17 protein-coding genes, 1 tRNA gene and 2 pseudogenes are annotated in these 20,969 nt (G+C 46.0%); 9 read left to right on the plus strand and 11 right to left on the minus strand.

Going from position 1 to position 20,969, the window contains the following annotated elements:
* Positions 1–213: 213 nt before the first annotated feature.
* Positions 214–849 (minus strand): NlpC/P60 family protein, encoded by a 636-nt coding sequence (locus Q0600_RS05130; RefSeq protein ID WP_005870540.1) that lies wholly within the window; start codon positions 847–849, stop codon positions 214–216.
* A 125-nt stretch (positions 850–974) separates the two neighbouring features.
* Between Q0600_RS05130 and murA the strand changes: the two genes are divergently transcribed.
* From murA to Q0600_RS05175, 9 genes are all read left to right on the plus strand, one after another.
* Positions 975–2,243, plus strand: a complete 1,269-nt coding sequence (gene murA / locus Q0600_RS05135) for a UDP-N-acetylglucosamine 1-carboxyvinyltransferase (protein WP_298757690.1) — start codon at positions 975–977, stop codon at positions 2,241–2,243.
* Between the two features lie 236 nt (positions 2,244–2,479).
* Positions 2,480–3,661: a molybdopterin molybdotransferase MoeA gene (locus Q0600_RS05140; RefSeq protein ID WP_298757693.1), complete on the plus strand. Its 1,182-nt coding sequence runs from the start codon at positions 2,480–2,482 to the stop codon at positions 3,659–3,661.
* Between the two features lie 61 nt (positions 3,662–3,722).
* Positions 3,723–3,797 (plus strand) — tRNA-Gly (locus Q0600_RS05145).
* A 76-nt stretch (positions 3,798–3,873) separates the two neighbouring features.
* Complete coding sequence (locus Q0600_RS05150; protein ID WP_297987790.1) at positions 3,874–4,428, plus strand: UbiX family flavin prenyltransferase; 555 nt, start codon at positions 3,874–3,876, stop codon at positions 4,426–4,428.
* Positions 4,428–4,904: a pantetheine-phosphate adenylyltransferase gene (gene coaD, locus Q0600_RS05155; RefSeq protein WP_298757697.1), complete on the plus strand. Its 477-nt coding sequence runs from the start codon at positions 4,428–4,430 to the stop codon at positions 4,902–4,904. Before Q0600_RS05150 ends, coaD begins: the two co-directional genes overlap by 1 nt.
* Before the next feature lie 73 nt (positions 4,905–4,977).
* Entirely contained in the window at positions 4,978–6,081 is a 1,104-nt protein-coding gene (locus tag Q0600_RS05160; RefSeq protein WP_298757700.1) for a hypothetical protein, read from the plus strand.
* Between the two features lie 818 nt (positions 6,082–6,899).
* Positions 6,900–7,526, plus strand: a complete 627-nt coding sequence (gene tmk / locus Q0600_RS05165) for a dTMP kinase (protein WP_298757703.1) — start codon at positions 6,900–6,902, stop codon at positions 7,524–7,526.
* Between the two features lie 313 nt (positions 7,527–7,839).
* Positions 7,840–8,427, plus strand: coding sequence for a hypothetical protein (locus tag Q0600_RS05170; RefSeq protein ID WP_298757706.1), 588 nt, complete (start codon positions 7,840–7,842; stop codon positions 8,425–8,427).
* A 576-nt stretch (positions 8,428–9,003) separates the two neighbouring features.
* The gene (locus Q0600_RS05175; protein WP_298757709.1) at positions 9,004–12,054 is read left to right on the plus strand and encodes a TonB-dependent receptor; all 3,051 of its coding nucleotides are present in this window, start codon (positions 9,004–9,006) and stop codon (positions 12,052–12,054) included.
* Between the two features lie 513 nt (positions 12,055–12,567).
* Here Q0600_RS05175 and Q0600_RS05180 read toward each other — a convergent pair.
* From Q0600_RS05180 to folD, 10 genes and pseudogenes are all read right to left on the minus strand, one after another.
* Positions 12,568–13,017 carry a hypothetical protein gene (locus tag Q0600_RS05180; RefSeq protein WP_298028485.1) on the minus strand — a complete coding sequence of 150 codons (450 nt, stop codon included), beginning with the start codon at positions 13,015–13,017 and terminating at the stop codon, positions 12,568–12,570.
* A 648-nt stretch (positions 13,018–13,665) separates the two neighbouring features.
* Positions 13,666–14,769, minus strand: coding sequence for a redox-regulated ATPase YchF (gene ychF, locus Q0600_RS05185; protein WP_298757712.1), 1,104 nt, complete (start codon positions 14,767–14,769; stop codon positions 13,666–13,668).
* The gene (locus tag Q0600_RS05190) at positions 14,770–16,230 is read right to left on the minus strand and encodes a leucyl aminopeptidase (RefSeq protein ID WP_298757714.1); all 1,461 of its coding nucleotides are present in this window, start codon (positions 16,228–16,230) and stop codon (positions 14,770–14,772) included.
* Entirely contained in the window at positions 16,199–16,822 is a 624-nt protein-coding gene (locus tag Q0600_RS05195; protein ID WP_298757716.1) for a DedA family protein, read from the minus strand. The genes Q0600_RS05190 and Q0600_RS05195 overlap by 32 nt, the downstream gene beginning before the upstream one ends.
* A 2-nt stretch (positions 16,823–16,824) precedes the next feature.
* On the minus strand, positions 16,825–17,373 hold the full coding sequence (locus Q0600_RS05200; RefSeq protein ID WP_298757723.1) for an adenine phosphoribosyltransferase: 549 nt from the start codon (positions 17,371–17,373) through the stop codon (positions 16,825–16,827).
* Positions 17,370–17,612: a hypothetical protein gene (locus Q0600_RS05205; protein WP_297882774.1), complete on the minus strand. Its 243-nt coding sequence runs from the start codon at positions 17,610–17,612 to the stop codon at positions 17,370–17,372. The genes Q0600_RS05200 and Q0600_RS05205 overlap by 4 nt, the downstream gene beginning before the upstream one ends.
* A 626-nt stretch (positions 17,613–18,238) precedes the next feature.
* Positions 18,239–18,484, minus strand: a pseudogene (locus Q0600_RS05210) (RpiB/LacA/LacB family sugar-phosphate isomerase); the annotation flags it as partial.
* A 306-nt stretch (positions 18,485–18,790) separates the two neighbouring features.
* Positions 18,791–18,958: pseudogene (locus Q0600_RS05215) on the minus strand (RpiB/LacA/LacB family sugar-phosphate isomerase); the annotation flags it as partial.
* A gap of 9 nt (positions 18,959–18,967) precedes the next feature.
* The gene (lepB, locus tag Q0600_RS05220; protein ID WP_297882772.1) at positions 18,968–19,813 is read right to left on the minus strand and encodes a signal peptidase I; all 846 of its coding nucleotides are present in this window, start codon (positions 19,811–19,813) and stop codon (positions 18,968–18,970) included.
* Entirely contained in the window at positions 19,814–20,671 is an 858-nt protein-coding gene (folD, locus tag Q0600_RS05225) for a bifunctional methylenetetrahydrofolate dehydrogenase/methenyltetrahydrofolate cyclohydrolase FolD (RefSeq protein ID WP_298757727.1), read from the minus strand.
* Between the last annotated feature and the right edge of the window lie 298 nt (positions 20,672–20,969).

Raw genomic sequence — 20,969 nt, forward strand, 5'->3', positions numbered from 1 at the left:
TGATTAGAATTTTAGGGATTCAATAAATTCTGCAAAACTAGGTCACAGCTAGAATTACAAGCGAATTATCTGAAAAATTTTACTTGAAATTCTAGAGCATAAATCAAACCGCCGCGAATTTTTAAAAGGTCTAACAAAATTTCATAAAATCTAATAAATTCCAAAAGTTATGAGAAATTTTTCAAAAAATACGGCGAAAGAATTTTCAAAATTCTAGTTATTCACCCGTCCGTATCCTGCGAAGCGGTTCGATGCTAGGCAGCTTATGCGGTCTTTGCCGCAGCGCACGATATAGCTATTTTCCATCTTTTGCCCCGCTACATGGACATTTTTCTTATTTAAATTTACGAAGTCCGCTTGATTTCTACCACGAGTATTGTGGACGAATTTCACGCGACCATCAGCATAGATCTCACGCACGATACCGATATGGCTGATCTCGTTATTGACCTTGCCTTTGTTAGAACGCAAAGTGTTTTGAAAAAACACCAAATCCCCCACTCGCGGCGTATTGCTGAGTAAATTTTTACGGCTGTAATAATTATATATTGCTTGGGATTTGCGTCCGTTTGTGAAGTATTTCGGCAGATCTTTTGAGTTAAAAAACAGATCATCGTATTTATCATTTAGCACGGTGATAAATCCGCTGCAGTCCCCTCCCGCGCGAGTGCCAGTGTAATCGTCTACAGATGCGATTAGCGGACGATTAAACTCGCTTCCCGGCACCGAAGTTATTCCTTCTTCATGATCGTTTAAGACATACGCTTGCTGACTGCCGGCAGACGGGGCTTTTGAGGAGCAACCGACCAGCAAAAACGCACCCAAAGCGCAAATAATTAGTTGTTTCATATAAAAAATCCTTATAAAATTATGTAACGATTAAATTTGGGCGTAATTTTAGCGCTCAGTGGTAACAAAATGGTAACTTTAAAGCTAAATTCTGTATAATCGCCGAAATTTTACACGGAGAAATCATGCATTATCTACGAATTAACGGGGGCAAAAAACTAAGCGGCAGCGTCAAAATAAGCGGCGCAAAAAACGCTGCACTGCCGCTCATAGCTCTATCTATCCTTTCAAAAAATGAAGTCGTAATTAAAAATTTACCCGCGGTTTCCGATATCCACACGCTAATTCAGCTGCTTTCAAATTTAGGCGCAAAATGCGAGTTTCTCGACGCCAACACCGTCAAAATCGATCCGCGCGAGATAAACTCGACCAAAGCGATCTACGATATAGTGCGCAAAATGCGCGCTTCGATCTTGGTGCTAGGGCCGCTTTTAGCGCGGTTTAGACACTGCGAGGTAAGCCTTCCGGGAGGCTGCGCGATCGGCGCCAGACCGATCGATCTACACCTTAGCGCGCTTGAAAAGATGGGCGCGGAGGTTAAGATCGAGCAAGGCTATGTCGTTTGCACCGCAAAAAAGGGGCTTAAGGGCGCGACTATAAATTTTGACAAAATTACCGTCACCGGCACCGAAAATATCGTAATGGCAGCGGCTTTAGCAAGCGGCACCACGCATATCATAAATGCGGCAAAAGAGCCCGAAGTAATCGCCGTTTGCAACGCATTAAAAAGCGCAGGCATCGACATAGATGGCATCGGCACGAACGAGATTCTCATTAAAGGAAGTGGCGGCGAGCTTTTAAGCTTGGATGAAATTTCGATCATTCCTGATCGCATCGAGGCGGGCACTTATCTGTGCGCAGGCGCAATCACGGGCTCTCGTATCACGATCACGCACTCTTGCGCGGCTCATCTTGGCGCGGTGCTTGCAAAATTTGAAGATATGGGCTTTAAATTTGAAATTTCAAGCGGCGGCGACGAGATAACGATCTTGCCCGCTTCAAAGATCAAACCAGTTGAGATTATCACGAGCGAATATCCGGGCTTTCCTACCGATATGCAGGCGCAGTTTATGGCGCTGGCGTGCATCTCCTCGGGCGTCAGCACCATCGACGAGAGGCTTTTTGAAAACCGCTTCATGCACGTAAGCGAACTTTCAAGAATGGGCGCAGATATCCGCCTAAACGGCCACATCGCGACGATCAGCGGCGGTAAGCTAAACGGCGCGGACGTGATGGCGACCGATCTGCGCGCCAGCTCGGCACTCGTTTTAGCCGCTCTTGCGGCGTACGGCGAGAGCAAAATACATAGAATTTACCACCTAGATCGCGGATATGAGAGACTGGAAGCTAAGCTTGGTGCGCTTGGTGCCGATATACAGAGGCTGGAGGAATGAGGACTTCGAAATAAAAAATCTTGCGGAAGCAAGCAAAGTGGAATTTTACGAGTGATATGTTTTGAAATTTTAAGTAACACTAGCATTAAAATAAGGCAAGTTTGAGCCCGTAAAATTTCGCGCATTTATTTGGATAAAATTTTGCTTTGCAAGCTTTGGCGCAACATAAAATTTAAGACCACGCGAGATATTAACTGCGCAGATTTTAAATGTAAAAATGATAAAAAGGACTTAAAATGATAGGAATAAATGAGACTATAGATTTGGCTACGGCCAGAATCACATCAAGCAGGCGGAGCGAAATGGTACCTCTTCCCAGCGCTCTAGACCGCATCCTTTATAGCGATATTTCTGCGATTAAAAACCTGCCCTGCTTCGATAATTCGGCACTTGACGGCTATGCCTACGCGGCGGAATTCAAAGACGAAGAGCTAAGGATCGTAGAGCCTACGATTTTTGCAGGAGATGAGAAATTCTACGAAATCAAGGCCGGGCAGGCTCAGAAGATAATGACTGGCGCGCCAATGCCTGCAGGCGCGGACTCTGTCGCGAGGCTAGAGGATGTAGACGTGCAAGACGGAACTCTAAAAATCCCTGCTTCCGTTCATGCCCACGACGGCTTTCGTAAAAAAGGCGAGGAGGTGCGCGCGGGCGAGCTTTTATTGCGCCGTGGCGAAATTTTAAACCCTGCTAAAATCATGCTTCTTGCCGCGCAAGGAATTTACGAAGCAAGCGTTTACACGCGTCCTAAAATCGCTCTATTTTCCAGTGGAAACGAACTAAAAGAGCCGTGGCAGAGCGCAAGTGAGCGCGAAATTTATAACGCCAACTCTAGTGGTATTGCTGCATTGCTGCAAAAATACGGTTTTGAAAATGAGTATTTAGGGATTTTAAAGGATGATTTTAGCGCGGTGTGCGAGGCGCTAGACGCTGCTACGCGTAAATTTGACGTGCTAATTACCAGCGGTGGAGCAAGTGCCGGGGAGGCGGATTTTATGCAAAGCGCTATGAGTGAACTTGGATTTTTGCAGGCTTTCGATCACATTGATATCAAGCCCGGCCGCCCCAGCAAGTGCTTCGCAAAAGACGGCAAATTCGTCTTTGCAATGGCAGGCAATCCGATGGCTGCTTTCGTGCTTACGCGCGCAGTCATACTACCGATCCTATTTAAGCTTAGCGGCGCAGGTGGGGCTTTTAGCGCAGAAGCGGCGATCTATGCCAAGCTCGCAAGCGATCTGAAGCTAAAAAGCGGCAGAGTAAATTTAACCGTAGGCGCATATGAAGGCGGAGTTTTTACGCCTATGCCGTCGCCTTCTGGGCGCATCAGGCCGCTGGCTGCGGCATCGCATTTTTTCTTGGCTGATCCCGAATGCGACAAAGTTCGCGCTGGAGAAATCGTAAAAATTTATGAAATTTAAGCGAGAAATTATTGACAAATGAAAATTTATAGGCTACAATCGCGCTTTATTTTTACCGCATGCGGGAATAGCTCAGTGGTAGAGCGCAACCTTGCCATGGTTGATGTCGCGAGTTCGACTCTCGTTTCCCGCTCCATTTCAACTTCAAATTTTAAAATTCCTTCCGTTCCGCTCGCTTTTAAAGCACAAAATTTCGATATGAAAGCCTTGAAATGAAAATTTTAGTTTGCGTAAGCGGCGCGAGTTTTTGCGAGATCGGGCTTGATCTGCTTAAATTTCTTGCTAGCTCGCCGCATGAAATCCACGCCGTGCTTACGCAGGGTGCGCGCCGCGTCCTGCGCGCCGAAAGCGGCATAGATGCGGACGAGGTCTTAAAATCCGCGGAATTTAAGAACGTAAAATTTTATCCCGACGACGATCTTAGTGCGCCGCCCGCTTCGGGCTCATTCGGCATTGACGCCACAATCTTTGCGCCTTGCTCTATTGGCTCTTTGGCTAAAATTTATGGCGGGCTTTGCGACAGCTTAAGCACCCGCGCCGCTGCAGTCGCGTTAAAAGAGCACAAGCGGCTGGTTCTTGGCGTGCGTGAGATGCCGCTTTCTGCGATCAGCCTGCGACAAATGAGCGAGCTAGCCGCGCTCGGCGTCATCATCGCTCCGCCCGTGATCGCAGGCTACTGCGGCGTGCAAAATTTAAAAAATTTCATAATCGGCAAGTGGTGCGACGTGCTGGGCGTGCAAAACGAGCTATTTAAAAGGTGGCAATAATGCAAAACTCAAGAAAATGTATCTATCCGGGCACTTTCGATCCTATTACGAACGGCCATCTGGACGTCATCAAGCGCGCGCTGGGGCTTTTTGATGAAGTCATCGTCGCAGTCGCGCTAAACGAGAGCAAAAAGCCCTACTTCAGCCTAAAATCCAGACTAGAGATGGCGCGAGCCGCGACGCGCGGGCTTTGCAGCGTGCGCGTGCAAAGCTTTGATAATCTGCTCGTGGATTTTGCTAAATCTTGCGGCGTGCGCTTCGTAATCCGCGGGCTTCGCGCGGTTAGCGACTTTGAGTACGAGCTGCAGATCGGCTATGCAAACGCCTCGCTATGGGAGGAATTTGAGAGCGTGTATTTGATGCCGACGCTCAAAAACGCCTTCATCTCAAGCTCGATCGTCCGCTCCGTTTTGAGCCACGGCGGCGATGTTTCGCACCTAGTGCCAAGCGAAATTTTAAAATTTTTAAAAAAATGAGCTTGCAAGCGACTGAAATTTAGCCCGCAGGCGCGGCTAAATTCAAAATTTGCAAGCTGCACGGGAGATAAAAATGAGCGAAGCAATGGATGAGATAGAAAGACTGCGAACGTTTTTAAAAAGCGTGAGAGATGAATACAAAGCCTTAAATAAAATAGCCGAAGCGCAGGTCGTAAGCAGGCGCTGGGCGTCGGGTAGCTATATCAATTTAGAGCCGTTTTATTTCGAATATAACCGCTTCTTTAAGGGCAAAATTTTAAAAGCTAAACCAAAAAAGATCGTAAACGCCTACGAATACGGCTTTGATGCGCAAGATCGCGTCGTTTTTGAAAGACAACATGACGGCAAAAAACATTTCTTTGAAAACCTTTATTTTTGGGGGAGGGACGAAGTTTTAAAATATCATTTCGGTTGCTACAATAAAAGATGCGTAGGATGCTTCAATATAAAAAGATTTATCTATGAGGATGGCGAGCTAAAGTCCATCTACTCGGCCTTTGACAACAACGCCTATGGGATAGAAAATTTTACTTACAAAGGCGGCAAACTCGCACAAAGACGGGAGTATGTAGAGCACCCTCGCGCAGGCAGAAGGAATGACGTAACAAACTATGAATTTGACGCAATGGGCGAGCTGAGCTTAATAACCGAAAATAGTTATGTGCGCTATCAAAAGCCCGATAAGGATATGAACTACAAAAAGCTTTATGAGCTCGCCGCGCAAAGGCTGCTGCCCGCGATTAAAGAGACGATCAAAAAGCACGCGCCCGCCCGTAAACTCTACTGCATAAATTTAGCTTGCGACAATAGGAGTTTGCCGCCGATCATCGGATTCGGTTCGCAAGAACAGCGCGCGCAGTGGCTTGCGCGAAAAGATGGCTGGCTTCTTTGGCTCGTTCCTGATTACGAGTTTCGAGCTGAGGTCGAAGTAGACTACGAAACGGCGAAAATTTTTGATCTTTTCAATCAAGAAACGCAGCTAAATGATAAATATGCGCAGGCTAAAAAGCTCATTTGGGAGTGCGTGAAGCAGCTCAAAGCAGGTCTTGGCGAATTTGCGCTTGATATGACGGATGATTTTACGATCACGGCTACCGATTGCGATCTTAGCGATCTGCGGAAAAATTTCAAAGCGATAAATCCCGAGCTTGTAAGTACATATAAGGGCAAAATTTAAAATTTCATCTTTCGGCGCGTAGGACGAGTTTTGCGCCTTCGCTCATTGCGGCAAAATTTCATGATCTGCGGCGGCTAAAAATTTTATCGGCGCCGCGATTTTATATTTTGTCATCGCACGCGGCGTCCGCCCGTCGCCGCATCTACTGCGTTATCGGACAATATACCATGCTTTATACGGCGCCCGATGCCTTCCAGACTCGCTATCTGTTTTACTAAAAAACATACGCTACCTCACACCGCCTTCTTCACCGACGCGCCGCCTTTCGTTTATCTAGCGCCCGTTGTTCTGCCGGGCGCATACCCCGCTCCGTTTCCACCTCGCATGACGCGCGCCATGTCCCGTATAACGCCCTACTTCGCTCGGCACGCCGCTCTGCCGACATATACTCTCTCGCCCTACTGCGTGGCGCATTGCTTTGCTCGCTTCGATACGCCGATCCAATTTGCCCGATGTGTCGTCCCGCTTCGTCCGATACATACCCTATGCGTCGCTCGACGCGCTGTCCGCCTCATCTACGCGCGCCGTCTTTATCGACCGGCGCTCCGCTCGGTACATGTCCGTAAGTGCAAAATTTACTCGCCTGCTGTTATGCGGCTCATCCGCCCAAGCGCTAAATTTAACCGCGAACCGTGCCGCAAAGAATAAGTGTTTAGCAACAAAGCGCCCGATAAAATTTTACGCCGAAAGATCAAAAGCGGTTCGCGCAAGCTCGCGCAAAAGCCCGATTTGAAGGCGAAATTTAGCGTCCGGCTGTTTAAAAAAGCCGCTATTTAGATATAAATTTGTAAAATAGCGCTCAAATTTAAAGGCGAAAAATGTATGTAATATTCGAAGGTATCGACGGCGTGGGCAAAAGCACGCAGATAGCGCGGCTGGCGGCGGCTTTCCCGCAGGCGATCGTGACCAAGGAGCCAGGCGGCACGAAGCTCGGCGAGGCGGTGCGAAGCCTCGTTTTGGGCGAGGATTTTAAGTGGTCGCGCGGTAGCGTAAATCTGCGCGAGGCCTGCGGCGAAATTTCAAAACGCGCCGAGCTGCTTTTGTTTCTCGCAGACCGCGCCGAGCACTACGAGCGCGTGATAAAGGGCGGCGCGGACAGGCTAGTGCTAAGCGATCGCGGCTTCATCTCGGGGCTTGCCTATGCGCTGGCAAACGACGAAAACGCGGATCTTAGCGAACTCATCGGGCTTAATAAATTTGCGCTCGGGGGCAAATTTGCAGATAAAGTCGTGCTGTTCTTGGCGGACGAGCAGCTAGTCAAGAAACGGCTCAAAACGCGCGCTAGCAGCGATATAATCGAGGCTCGCGGTCTGAAATATCTAATGCGCGTGCAGGAGCTGATGGCGCAGGCATGCGCGGCGTGCGGCGTTCAGACCCTGCAAATCGACGCCGCGCAATCTGAAGAAGTGATCTGCGATCAGATAAAAAATTTCATACTTTCTTAAAATTTTAAGGCGCGGAATTTTGCCGCAGAAGTTGATTTCTGAGGCTTGCCGTAAAATTTTAGCTATGAAATTTCGCCCATAAATTTTCATCTCCGAATTTTCGTCATAGAATTTTACAGGAGAGGTTTTGGCAAAATTTCATGGGCGGAATTTTGTTTTATAATTTAACCGTAAAATTTCGTCACAGAATTCTGTCTTAAAATTCCGCCGCAGACCAAAAAGCGCGAAATTTCATAAGCGAAATCCCGCGCGGAATTTTTATCCGCGGATTGCAGGCGGAATTCCGCTTAAGCTTTAGATTGAAAGGATAATGATGAGGACGTTAAAGTTCGTTTTACGCAAGGTTTTTAAATTTATATTTCTGTTTTGGGTGGTCATAAGCTCGCTTTTCGGCACATATATGATCGCCGATAAATTTTTCGGCCGTACCGTCGTATCATGGACGTTAATCCTCGATTTTAGCAGCGCTTCGCTGGATCTTAAGGATTTTAGCATCAGCGCTAGCTTAAGAGCTACCACTATCGGCGGACGATTATGGCGCGATGATCGCGAGCCTAAGCCCGACTTCTCGGACGATAACTCCACCGGCGCCCCATATGAACTAAGTATAAAATTTGAGCACGTGAGCGCGCCCGGGATAGTGCTAAAAAATATCAAACTCGAGCAGGCGCAAAGCAGGCGCATCGTGTTTGAAAAGGATGAGCTAGAGGTGCCGATAGAGATGGGCTACAGCGGTTACAAAAGCGGCGAATTAGAGATACCTGATCTCGATTCTACGCATGTCAAACACAGACTGAGCGCCGAAATATGCGTGCCTGACGGCACTTGCACGAAGTTTGTGCATTATTTCTTGCCGTACAGGCATGTAGAGGGCACGGCGGCTCTGCGAGGTATTTTTTAGTCACGAAAGATTCGGCGCGAAATTTTAAAACATAAAATTTGCGGCGGTATGAATTAATTTGGCGGAATAAACGAGTAAATTATCAATGCCGCAACGTGGCGGTATAGTTTATTTATGTGGTGGGATTTTGTCCGACAAAAATTTATGCCCTATTCCGGCACCGATAAATATATCTGCTAACAAATCCCGAGAGACAACAATCTATAAAATTATAAATTTACAATGCAGCGATTGGGCACAAAATTTTAAAATTACCGGCAAAAATATCATGATTTAAAAAGCGCGTTACATATTATAAAATGCGCTTTGTTATCATTCACCCTTTTATAATTTTCAGTATTTTTGCTAGCCGTTTCAAAAACGCTTTGCAAAATTTAGGCTATATTAAAGCTTAAAATACGCCTATTACGCATTTTTTGACTATTCAAAATTTTTTACTTCTTAAAAATCAAAATTTTAGCCATTTAAAATTTATACTTGAATTTAAACTGCAATTTAATTAAACATTAAAAATCTTTGTATTATTATTCGCCGCGTTAATAATCAATTCTATAATCATTAAGTAAGGAAATATGAATGTTTAGAAGATTCTCTCTCTCTCTCTATGCCTCGCTGCTCTTTTATGGCTCGCTTTACGCGGAAGACCAGGCAAATTCGCAAGAATTAGGAACTATCCAGGTAACGGGCAATGTCGATTCGCAAAGCGTAGCCGAGCAAAAGGTCGGCGAGACTAAGACTACTGCGCAGACTATTAAGAAGCAGCAGATCACCGATAGTAGAGACTTGGTGCGATACCAAACCGGTATCACAGCGGTCGAGACGGGCAGATTCGGCGCTAGCGGATACGCCGTTCGCGGCGTGGACGAAAACCGCGTGGCTATCACGGTGGACGGGCTTCGTCAAGCGGAGACTCTAAGCTCGCAGGGCTTTAAAGACCTCTTTGAGGGGTATGGAAATTTTAATAACACAAGAAACGGCGTAGAGATGGAAAACGTCAAAACGGCCAATATCACCAAAGGAGCCGACTCCATAAAAGCGGGAAGCGGCGCACTCGGCGGATCGGTTATGTTTGAAACCAAAGACGCTAGGGATTTCTTGACGGAAAAAAACTATCATTTCGGCTTTAAGCAGGGCTATCAAAGCGTCGATAGTCAAAATTTCCACTCCTTCACCGGCGCAGCTAGATACGGCTGGTTTGATCTTTTGGTTATAAACACCGATAGACACGGTCATGAAAGAAAAAACTATTTCTACGACATATATGATAGTAAAGAGGACAAACTTCATATAGGAAAAACTCGCGAAAAGGCGGATCCATACACCATAACCAAAAAAAGTACGCTCGTAAAGGTGGGATTTCAGCCGGGCGATGAGAATAGATTTTCGGTCGCGATAGATGACTCGAAGCAAAATTCCGACGGCGAGGATCTATCTTATACGTTAAGAATGGGTAGCCGTCCGGATGCTTCGGAACGATATGGAAATAGGACAAACCACGATAGCTCCACTAGAAAAAACGTGCAATTTGCCTATGAAAATTTCAGCGAGACGCCGCTTTGGGATCACGTTAAAATTTCATACTCAAAGCAGAGTATTAAAAACCGCGCGATCAATAGAGAGGGCTGCCAAGGAAGCGCCTGCCAGCAAACACAAAATCCATCGGGAATGCATTTAGACTCGAGCTCCGGTACGCATAATCTAGTAGATAAAAATAATAGACCTATAAGCGTCGATCCCGGGGATGTAGCGGAGGAAGCTTATATCGTAAGAGATGGCTCGGGTAATGTGCTTAGGCTTAACGACGATTATAAAGCACATCTTGGATCCGCAATTGACATGTGGGGAGATGTTTATCATTCAACTTATGTAGATTGCTCCAAAATAGATTGCAATAAAAAATTTAAAGTATTAAAAGAAACATACGATGGGAATACTTGGAATTATAATTATGAACTCGTAGAAAGAGAGCTGGAAAAACATACTCTTCCCGACGGAAGAACTTACGGAACCATAAAAAGAGATTCTAGCGATGCAGATGATGGAACAAAATACCATAAATTATCTTTTTTAACTCCAGGAACGGACGGCTATAATTCCATACAATATACCGATAGGACACTGGATACCGAAACGCAACAATTAAATTTGGATTTTGAGAAAGAGCTTAGCCTATTTAACATCATCGATAATTCCATATCATACGGCGGACTTTTAGATAAGACCGATAAATCGATGACGAACAAAGACGGGTTTTATGCAGGCAATTCACAATGGTGGGATAGTATATTTTTCGGTAATGTAAATAATGTGCCAAATCCAGATTGGCATATGAATGGCAATCTAAGAAGCAATACCACTGCGGTGAGCACCTATCTGATCCCGGTACAAACTACGACTACGGCAAGCTATATCGGAGATGAAATTCAAATAACCAAATATGTAGGCTTTGATCTTGGCTATCGCTACGACAAGGTAAAACATAAACCGAAATATACCGGCTATCCCGAAGTGCCCAGAGGCATCATAACCGGTTTGTGGGTGCCGTATCCTTACAATCCCTATGACGGAATACATGGTTACTACACTCCTTATGGAGAGGAAAATTATCAGCAAAATTTAAAATTCCTGCTAAGAGAGAAGGAATACAAAAGCGGCTCATACAAACTAGGTCTAAATTTAGACCCGCTCGATTGGATAAGAATTCAGCTAAAAGGCTCCAAGGGTTTCCGCGCTCCAACATCGGATGAGGCGTATATGACCTTTAAGCATCCGGACTTTTCTATCCGTCCTAATATATTTTTAGAACCAGAAATCGCAAGGACGAAAGAGATCGCTCTTACTTTTTATAGCGAGAGAAGCCGCATAACTTTCGATGTTTTTAAGACGGATTATAAAAATTTTATCGATCTTGAATTTTTGGGAAATTTACAAGTCGTAGATCAGCAGATACCGTATCCGTTTTATCAAAATGTAAACCGAGATAGCGCCAAAGTGCATGGATTTGAGATAAATACCCATCTGGAGCTCGGCGATGTATCGGAGAGCCTGGAGGGATTTAGGCTGGGATATAAATACAGCAGACAAAAAGGCAGAATGTCGTGCGCCAGCAACGGCTCAAACGCCAATGATTCAAACTCCGGATGCAGTAGGGGCGAAGAGGTGCCGATGAATGCGATCCAACCGCCTACTTCCGTCTATAATATCGGCTATTCTACGCCCGGCGACAAATATGGCATTGATCTTTTCATAACTGACGTAGGAGCCAAGAAGCGCAAAGATACCTACAATATGTATTGGAAAAGCCAAGTCGAAAGAACGGATCCATATTGGGGGCACATCGATGCTTCTATAGTAAACGGAGAGCCCGTAACCGATAATACCAAAGGTTGGCGAAGCGGTGATTATACGGTAGTGGACGTTATTGCTTATGCAAAGCCGCAAAAAAATTTTAACTTTAGTCTAGGAGTTTACAACCTAACCAATGCCAAATATATCACTTGGGATAGCGCGCGCTCGATCAGGGCTTTTGGAACGGTCAATATGATCGATCAGGCGACGGGTGCGGGCATCGGCAGGTTTTACGCGCCGCGCAGAAATTTTAGATTTAACTGGGAGATAACGTTTTAGTTCTTGGTGTGTTTCGATCCAAAATTTAAAACGAATTTTGGATCGAAGTCTCGATTTGATCGAATTGAGCCCTGCTTTGCAATTTAACGCTTTAAATTTATATCCAATGAGCCTTTGCAACGCAAGAGCAAGATCTCTTCGTATTTTTGGCATTTCGATAAAATTTTTAGCGATATAATTTTCGCCGAACGGTAACATTTTGCGCGCGCATTAAATTTGTATATCGCCGCTTTCGTTTATGTGGTTTTGACTCAGAACCTACCGCCGTGCGGTATAAATTTTACATTTCTATCGATAAAGCCTTTTTTTATTAAGGTCAAAGACAAACTTTCATATCACCTAAATTTGCTCGCCGTATGATCCTAATAAAGACGAGTTAGAAGCACCGAAGACATTTAACAACCGCACGCAAAACTACGGCGGCAGAATGAGACCTACGATAAGGCGTACAAGACGATGCTTAAGACAAATGTTTTTTATTTATGCTTTAATACGCGGAAAAATAAAGACGAATTAGCCTCTATTTTTCTCGATTTCATATAAAATTTTGATTTTTTTACAAGCTCTTTGTAAGATACAGAACCCCAAGGCAATATATAATAAAATGGACAACTTACTAATGCCGTAAAACCATATGAGAAACGCTACGATTAAAAAGGCTATTAATATAAAATCCCAAATTATAGCTAGGGCCTGTTTCACTCCCATATAATTTGAATACTTAGCTAAAATCAAAACATGCGTTACGCTAGGTGACTCAGGTGAAAGATAACAATACGTTACCTCGACTATATCGCCGTTATCAGCAAACCATTGATCGGGATAGTCGAAAAATCTTATTCCTTTTACTTCAAATGTTACATAGAGTCCGTCTCGCCCCCAGTCTGTTTCTAAGTTTTCCATCTTGCCGATAATTGTGAAAAATTTCAATTTGCTTGAAGCTTTCTTTTTTAAATGCCACATTATTTTCCTCCAAATTTCGGTAAAATTTCGTAAAATACGCGCTACTTTCTGTGGTATTCGCACTAAAATTTTAATTTTTGCACACTCGCGTTAAGATAGGCGAGAAGCCCCATTAAAATAAATATTAACGATACGCAATCATAGAAATTCTCTAAAACCGAGCAGCGTATGCGAAAACATACACCCTTAATCTCAAAAAGCACGAATGTGTCGATACTTTTCGCAATGTCTGGACGCTCAAATTTTCGATTCTGCCTGTGATTTTGCTTTTAGCTTCAGATTTTGGCAGAAGGTCATATCTATAGTCTGTGCGCGAAATTCGCCCACCGAAAGGTACGGCGGATTAAAGTGCATAGAATTGTAAAGTTGAGCTTGCTTACGATAATATTCAAAGTTCCATCCTGCGCGAGTTAAATTTATATAATTTTAAAATCGAGCCGAACCCGAGCATACGTTCGATCCCGGGGATTTTTTATGAAATTTCAAAATTTTAAATCGCTGCTTTCAACTAAAATTTTTAAATTTTCAAATTCTCACACGCCATAGAAATTCAAATTTCGCAAATTTAAAAATTTGAATCGGGTGTGCAAATTCGGCGTAAATTAAAACTCCGTAAAATTTTAAATTTCGCTCGAATGCAGCGCAAATTTAAACATTAAATCTAAAATGCATCACGTCGCCGTCTTGCACGACGTAGTCCTTGCCCTCAAGGCGCATTTTGCCCGCTTCTTTCGCCCTGCTCTCGCCGCCGCACGCGATAAAATCATCAAATCCGATCACCTCGGCTCTGATGAACCCGTGCTCAAAGTCGTTGTGGATCACGCTCGCGGCCTTCGGAGCCTTCCAGCCCTTCGTGATCGTCCACGCGCGCACCTCCATCTCGCCCGCGGTAAAGTAGCTGATGAGGCTGAGTTTCGCAAAGGAGCGCTTGATGATGAGCTCCAGCCCGCTTTGCTGTGCGCCCAGGCTTTGCAGCATCTCGTGCGTCTCCTCGTCGCTTAGCCCTATGAGCTCCTCTTCGATCTTGGCGCAGAGCTTGATCACCTCGGCACCGCGGGCGTTTGCGTATTCTCTTACGCGCGCGACATATTCGTTATCCTGCGCGATACCGTCTTCATCCACATTTGCGCCGTAGATTACATCTTTGGCGCTAAGCAGGCGCAGCTCGCGATTTAAAGTGATGTAGCTTTCGTCCTCTTTGAGCGCGAAATTTGAAGCGGGCTTACCGTCGTTTAGATGCGCCAAAAGCTCGCTTGCTACGGCTAGTGCCTCTTTAGCGCCCTTTTGATTTGCTTTAGCTTCCTTGCCGAGGCGCTCGATCTTGCGGCCAAGCTGCTCGATATCCGATAAAATAAGCTCGGTTTCGATGATCTCGATGTCGCGGATAGGATCGACGCAGCCTTCGACGTGGGTTATGTCGCTGCTTTCGAAGCAACGCACGATATGAAGGATGATCTCGCACTCGCGGATATTTGAAAGAAATTTATTCCCTAGCCCCTCGCCCTTGCTAGCTCCGCGCACGAGGCCTGCGATATCGACGAACTCGATGGTCGAATGTACGATACGACCGGGCTTAACGATCTGTGCAAGTTTGCCTAGCCTGGCATCGGGCACGGGCACGATCGCTTTATTAGGCTCAATCGTGCAGAACGGATAGTTCTGCGCCTGCGCGTTTTGCGCGCCGCTAAGTGCATTAAAAGTGGTGGATTTACCGACGTTCGGAAGCCCTACGATCCCTACTGACAGCCCCATCTACGCGTCCTTCAGCTCTTTGGCTAGAGCCTGCAAAAAATATAAGTTTGCTCTCACGCCCGCACCCGTCGCGCCCGCAGCGTAATATCCCCACGCCTTTTCCAAATATGCAGGCCCTGCGATGTCGAGGTGAAGCCACTTGTCTTTATACTCGTCTTTTATAAATTTATCCAAAAACAGCCCCGCGGTTATCGCGCCGCCGTACCTGCTGGAAGCGCAGTTAGAGACATCCGCGATACTGCTTTTGATTAGCTCGCGCAGATAATCGTTAAATTCCAAAATGCTAAATAGCTCGCCGCTACAATCGCTAAGATCTTTAAATTTACGCTTTAGCTCCTCGCTGTTTCCCATGATGCCGCTCGTGTATTCGCCAAGCCCCACGACGCAAGCGCCGGTAAGCGTAGCCATATCGATTAGCAGACCTGGCTCAAGATCCTGTGCATAGCTTAGGCAGTCGGCAAGCACGAGCCTGCCCTCCGCGTCGGTGTTTCGAACCTCAATGCTTACGCCGCTGCGGCTAAGTAGCACGTCGTCGGGCTTATACGAATCGCCGCCGATCATATTTTCGGTAGTGCCGATGACCGCGTGTATCTCAAACGGCAGCTCGAGCTCGGCAGCGCCCTTGATGATGCCCATCGCAGCTAGCGCGCCGCTTTTGTCGCTTTTCATCGTAAGCATATAATCGCTCGGCTTCAAACTTAGCCCGCCGCTGTCGTAAGTAAGCCCTTTGCCCACGAAAACGACGCGCTTTAGGCAGCGCTGCGGCTTATAGATCAGATGAATTAGGCGCGGCGGATGAGCGCTGGAGCGATTGACCGCCAAAAACGCATTCATATTCTGCTCGCGCAAAAAGTCCTCGTCATAAATTTTAACGCTCACGTCGTCGTAGTTCGAGGCTAAAATTTCAGCCTCGCTCGCCATCTTTTCGGGCGTGTAAATTTCAGGAATCTCATTGACGCCATCGCGCGCAAAATTTGCGGCGTTTGCCATCACGGTGCCCTGCTGCACGCCGTAGTTCATCTTTTGCACGTCGGGGCTACTGCCGCCGTACTCCTGCGTCGAGATTAAAATTTCATTCAAGCTGGAGTTTTTCTTGTCGCTTTTGTATTTGTTAAACTCATAGCCGCCCAAAAGCACGCCCTCGACCATCGCCATCGTACTTCTGCGGTCGCAGCCGCATTTGTAAAAGGCGATTTTGAAATTTTTGATCGCGTAGCCCTTAAGCGCATTGTATGCGCTCGCAAGCGCCGCTCGCAGCCTATCGAAGCTAAGTTCCTTAACGCCCACGTACAACCGCCCGCTCTCGGCAAGGAGTAGATTGCCCTCGCCTTTGTAGTTAAAAAGCGCAAGCTTATCCGCGTCTTTGATAAATTCGTGATTTAAATTTTTATCCACGACTAAAATAACTTCAAAATCCGCCTCTATCTCGTTAATTTTGCGATCTAGCAGTTTTACTTTCATCTCGTTCCTTTCGTGAGTTCATAAAGTGATTTTCCATACGTTTAAATAACCTAAAAAATAAATATAAAATTCCGCCTATAATAGGTATCGCAAAATACCAGTGTTTCTCGATTAGCCGCAGCCCACTCCAAATCTCCTCGCCGAAATACCACGCCAAAACCATCGTCGCACCCGACCAGCACCAAGCACTAAAAAGATTGATAATCGCAAATTTCTTTGCGCTGTAGCGAGTGATACCGATACTCATCGGGATGATGACGCGGAAGCCATACATATAGCGCTGCATTAAAATTATCGGCCAGCCGTAGCGTTGCAAAAGCAGGTGCGCGATCGCAAATTTTCGGCGCTGTGCCGCGAGCTTTTTACTGATATATTTTTTGTTGTAGCGACCGATATAAAAATAAAACTGATCGCCACAAAATGCCCCAAGCCCCGCAACAAAGATACCTAGCGGCAAATTTATATGTCCCTCGTGCGCCATTATGCCGCCTAAAATCAGTGCGATTTCGCCTTCTAAAATACACCAAACAAAAAGCACGATATAGGCGTATTGGTGGTATTCTTGTAATAAATTTTTAAGTAGCTCTTCCAAAATCACGCCTCTAAAACGCAATAAACGTTTGTGCGGCGCGAAAATTCGCCTAGATCGTTTAACTCGCGCAAATTTAATAAAAAGCACGCCTCGACGCACTTGGCCTGCGTCTGCGCGATGAGATCTAATGCCGCTAGTGCGGTGCCTCCGGTGGCGATAAGATCGTCAATTAGAAGCACCTTGGCATCCTGCACGCCGGAGAATGCATCCACGTGCATCTCGACCTGATCGAAGCCGTATTCAAGGCTGTATTTTTGCGAAATCGTGATATAAGGAAGCTTCTTTGGCTTTCTAATCGGCACAAAAGCGACCCTCAACCTCGCAGCAAGCGCCGCTGCAAAAATAAATCCGCGACTTTCTATGCCTACTATGTAATCAAGTCCGTAATCAGCATAGCGCTCGGCTAGATGATCAATCAGGAAATTAAACGCCTCGCGATCGCCTACGAGCGTCGTGATATCGTAAAACAAAATACCGGGCTTTGGGAAGTCGCGCACGGTGCGGATCGAGCGAAATAAATAGCTTTTTTGCTCGCTGCTTAGGCTTTTCATAGCTTACCTCTTTTCAATCTTGCGTTTTGGATTTTTAAGCTGCAGTTTTCGCTCTCCTCGTTTTGCAGAGCCTCAATGCCGAAGCGAAGGGCAGTTTTGAGCTTTTCGTTATCGCTTTTAAGCTTTGAAATTTTCTGCTCGCTTTTACGAAGAAGGGCGTAAATTTTAGAATTTTTTCGGATCGATAGAATAAGTAGCGCTGCAAAAAATAGCGCTAAAACACCCAATGCTACGCTCATTGCTCGCCTCCTTCATTTGGATTTGCAAAGCGGCGCATAGTAGCGAGTGTTGCGTTAAAATACGCACTAGAAAGATTTGCTCCCTTTAAATTTACGCTCGTAATAGCAAAATTCGCATCTGTTAAACCCGTACTGGCGCAATTTGCGTTTTTTGGCTTAACGTTCATAAAGAAGGAATTTGTAACCTTGAAATTTATAATTGTGGGGTTCAAACCGACAAAATCTTTGCGGCTAGCTTTTTGAGCGAAATTTTTCTTGCAAACGCTCGCGCGCGTAAAATTTAACGTAGAATTTGTGCTAGTGGAATTTTTATCTAGCGGATTTTTCTCATTAAAGATTATCTTTGCGTGCGTCGAATCTAAATTTATATGACGTGCACCGCAAAAGCTCATCAAGGAATTCTCGCTGGTAAATAAGGAATTTTTATCGTTAAAGCTCCGCGCAAAATTTGGCGTGAAATTCGTGCCGATGTGATTTTTGTCGGAAGGATTTTTACCACCGAAGCTTAATTTGGAATTCCGCCCGTTTAAATTAGCGCTACAGTTTTGTTCCGCAAAATTTTGAGCGGAGTTCTGCATGGAATTCTCCCCATCAAATCCATGCGCGCAATTCACACTACCGCAAGCACCTAGCTTTGCGACGCGCTTAATATGCCTGCCGCCCGCAAAATCGGTACTAAAAAATGCCCTAATCATATCTTCGATCACCAGCGCGCCCATCAATCGCTCGCCGAAGGCTAGGACGTTGGCGTCGTTGTGCTCTCTAGCCAGCCGCGCACTCGTCACGTCATGACACAGCGCGCAGCGGATGTGAGCGTGACGGTTTGCGGCGATGCTGATACCGATGCCCGTACCGCAAATCAAAACACCGTAAATGCCGTAGTCGGTGGAATTTAAAATTTTATCTTTGCTCACATTCGAGCTTACGGCTGCGTTTACGCTGATAGTCATGCTTTCGCTAGCGTTAAAATTTTGACGACTAGTGTTTTTGGCAGCGTTAAAATTTTCATTTTTCCCACTACATTGCACAGCGTCGTTAAAATTTCCGCAGCCGTTTATACTTGCGCCGAAATTTTCACTGCCGCCTGCTTCGGAATTTTCCGCGGCTGCAGCGGAATTTATGCCGTCGTTTTCTTTAAAATTTTCACTTCGCGCGCAAGCTTCACATTCGGCTAAAATTTTATCCGCCAACGTGTTCGCAAAATCGGGATAGTCCACGCTCGCTTCGGCACTATGCGTGCCAAGATCGACTGCTTCGTAACCTAAAGCGGCGAGCGCTTTTTTGGCTTGCTCTTTGGCATGAAAGCCCGCATGATCGCTCGCTATGAAAATTTTATTTATTTGCATTGCCGCTCCTTATTTTTGCTCATAGATTAGGCTCTCGTCGTTTTGCAAGGTATCGACGAAGCGCCCGATACGCTCCCAGCGGATCTTGCGATCGGCGTCAATACTAAAATAGGTAAACCATGGCTTGCCGACGATCAGACGATAAGGTACCGGACCCCAGAAGCGGCTATCGGCGGAATTATTTCGATTATCACCTATCATAAAATACTCATCCTGCGGCACTTTGATGTAAAAGGCATTGAAGCTTATCCCCGCAGCTTCGAAGCTATGAGGAATTTCACTTAAACTAATGGGCTTCATAGAAAATTCACCCTTCTCAAGTGCGATTTTGACATTTGTTAGCATTGAGTTTCTAGCATTAGGGTCGTAGTGAATGCCCTTAAATTTATACGGCTCTTTGACATATTTTTCGCCACCTAAAATCACAATGTCGCGAGCATCGTAGTTTGCGGCAATGAACTCGTCGCCTTCATGTGGACGAAGGTAGAAATTATTCAGATCAAATATCACCTCGTCGCCACCTACGGCAAAATTTCGCTTTACAAAGTGCATTTTTTCATTAAGCGGATAGCGAAAAACCACGATGTCGCCGCGTTTCGGACCCTCGCCACGGATGATATGCCCATCTCCGTCGCTATCAGGAGCTACCTGCCACTCTACAAAGGGAATATGCGGAGTCGGGATGCCGTAGCTAAATTTTTTAACGAATAAAAAATCACCCTCCAAAAGCGTAGTGCGCATCGATCCACTAGGGATCACGAAGGCTTGCGCCACAAAAAGAATGACGAATAAAACGACGATGACCGTCCCCGTCCAACTTGATAAAAAGTGATAAATTTTGCTTAGTATTTTCATTTAGGCTCTTTGTCTTAAGCGATTTTTCGCCGATTTTATCGTATTGCTCAAAAGCATCGCAATCGTCATCGGCCCCACGCCTCCTGGCACTGGAGTAATTAACGAGCATTTTGGCGCTACCGCGTCAAAATCGACGTCGCCCCTTAGCTTGCCATCTTCACCGCGATTTATCCCTACATCGATCACTACCGCGCCTTGTTTTATCATATCGGCGCCCACAAAATGCGCCTTACCGACCGCCGCGACCAAAATGTCGGCGTCTGCGCAAATCCGCTTTAAGTCTTTCGTCTTGCTATGAGCGATAGTGACGGTGGCGTCGGCATTTAGCAGCAGGCTCGCCATCGGCTTTCCGACGATATTGCTGCGGCCCAGCACGACGGCGTTTTTACCCGCTATCTGCACGCCGTATTCCTCAAGCAGGCGCATCACGCCAAGCGGAGTACAAGGCACAAAACCGTCCGCAAGCCCGCTAGTAAGCTTGCCTACGTTTATCGCGCTAAATCCGTCCACGTCCTTTTGCGGGCTTATTTTTTCTAAAATTTTATTCGTATCAATGTGCTTTGGAAGCGGCAGCTGCACCAAGATGCCGTCGATGCTTTCGTCCTCGTTTAAATTTTCTATCAGTTCTAAAAGCGCCGCCTCGCCCACGTCGGAGCTCAAGCGGTGCGCTACGGAGCGGATCCCACAGGCGGCGCAGGCTTTTTCCTTGCTCGCGACATAGGTCTTGCTCGCCGCGTCCTCGCCCACCAAAATGACCGCCAGCGCGGGCTTTACGCCCTTTGCGGCAAGATCCGAAGCGGCCGATTTGATCTCATCTTTTACCTTCGCGCTTATGCTTTTGCCGTCGATTAAAGTCATTTAAAGCCTTTTTGAGAAATAGGGAATGTTACCCTAAAATTTATAAAATTTAGATTTATTTCGCGGGATTTATGGGAATTTGAAAGAATTTTAAAAAGAATTTCGTCCTGCTCAAATAAGCCTAAATTTTATCGTCATTATAGACGGACAAACGCCTTGGCGCCGCTACGCTCAGGCCGAGACGCTGCTAAGGCTCGTATTGCAGGCTTGAGAACTTTTGTCCACGAATGAGCAAAAACTACAATGTTTCCATTTTCTCGCCATTAAACGTCTCGTATCGTCGCCCGCCGCGCAATAT

It is taken from the genome of uncultured Campylobacter sp., assembly GCF_938041645.1.
Taxonomy (GTDB): Bacteria; Campylobacterota; Campylobacteria; order Campylobacterales; family Campylobacteraceae; genus Campylobacter_B.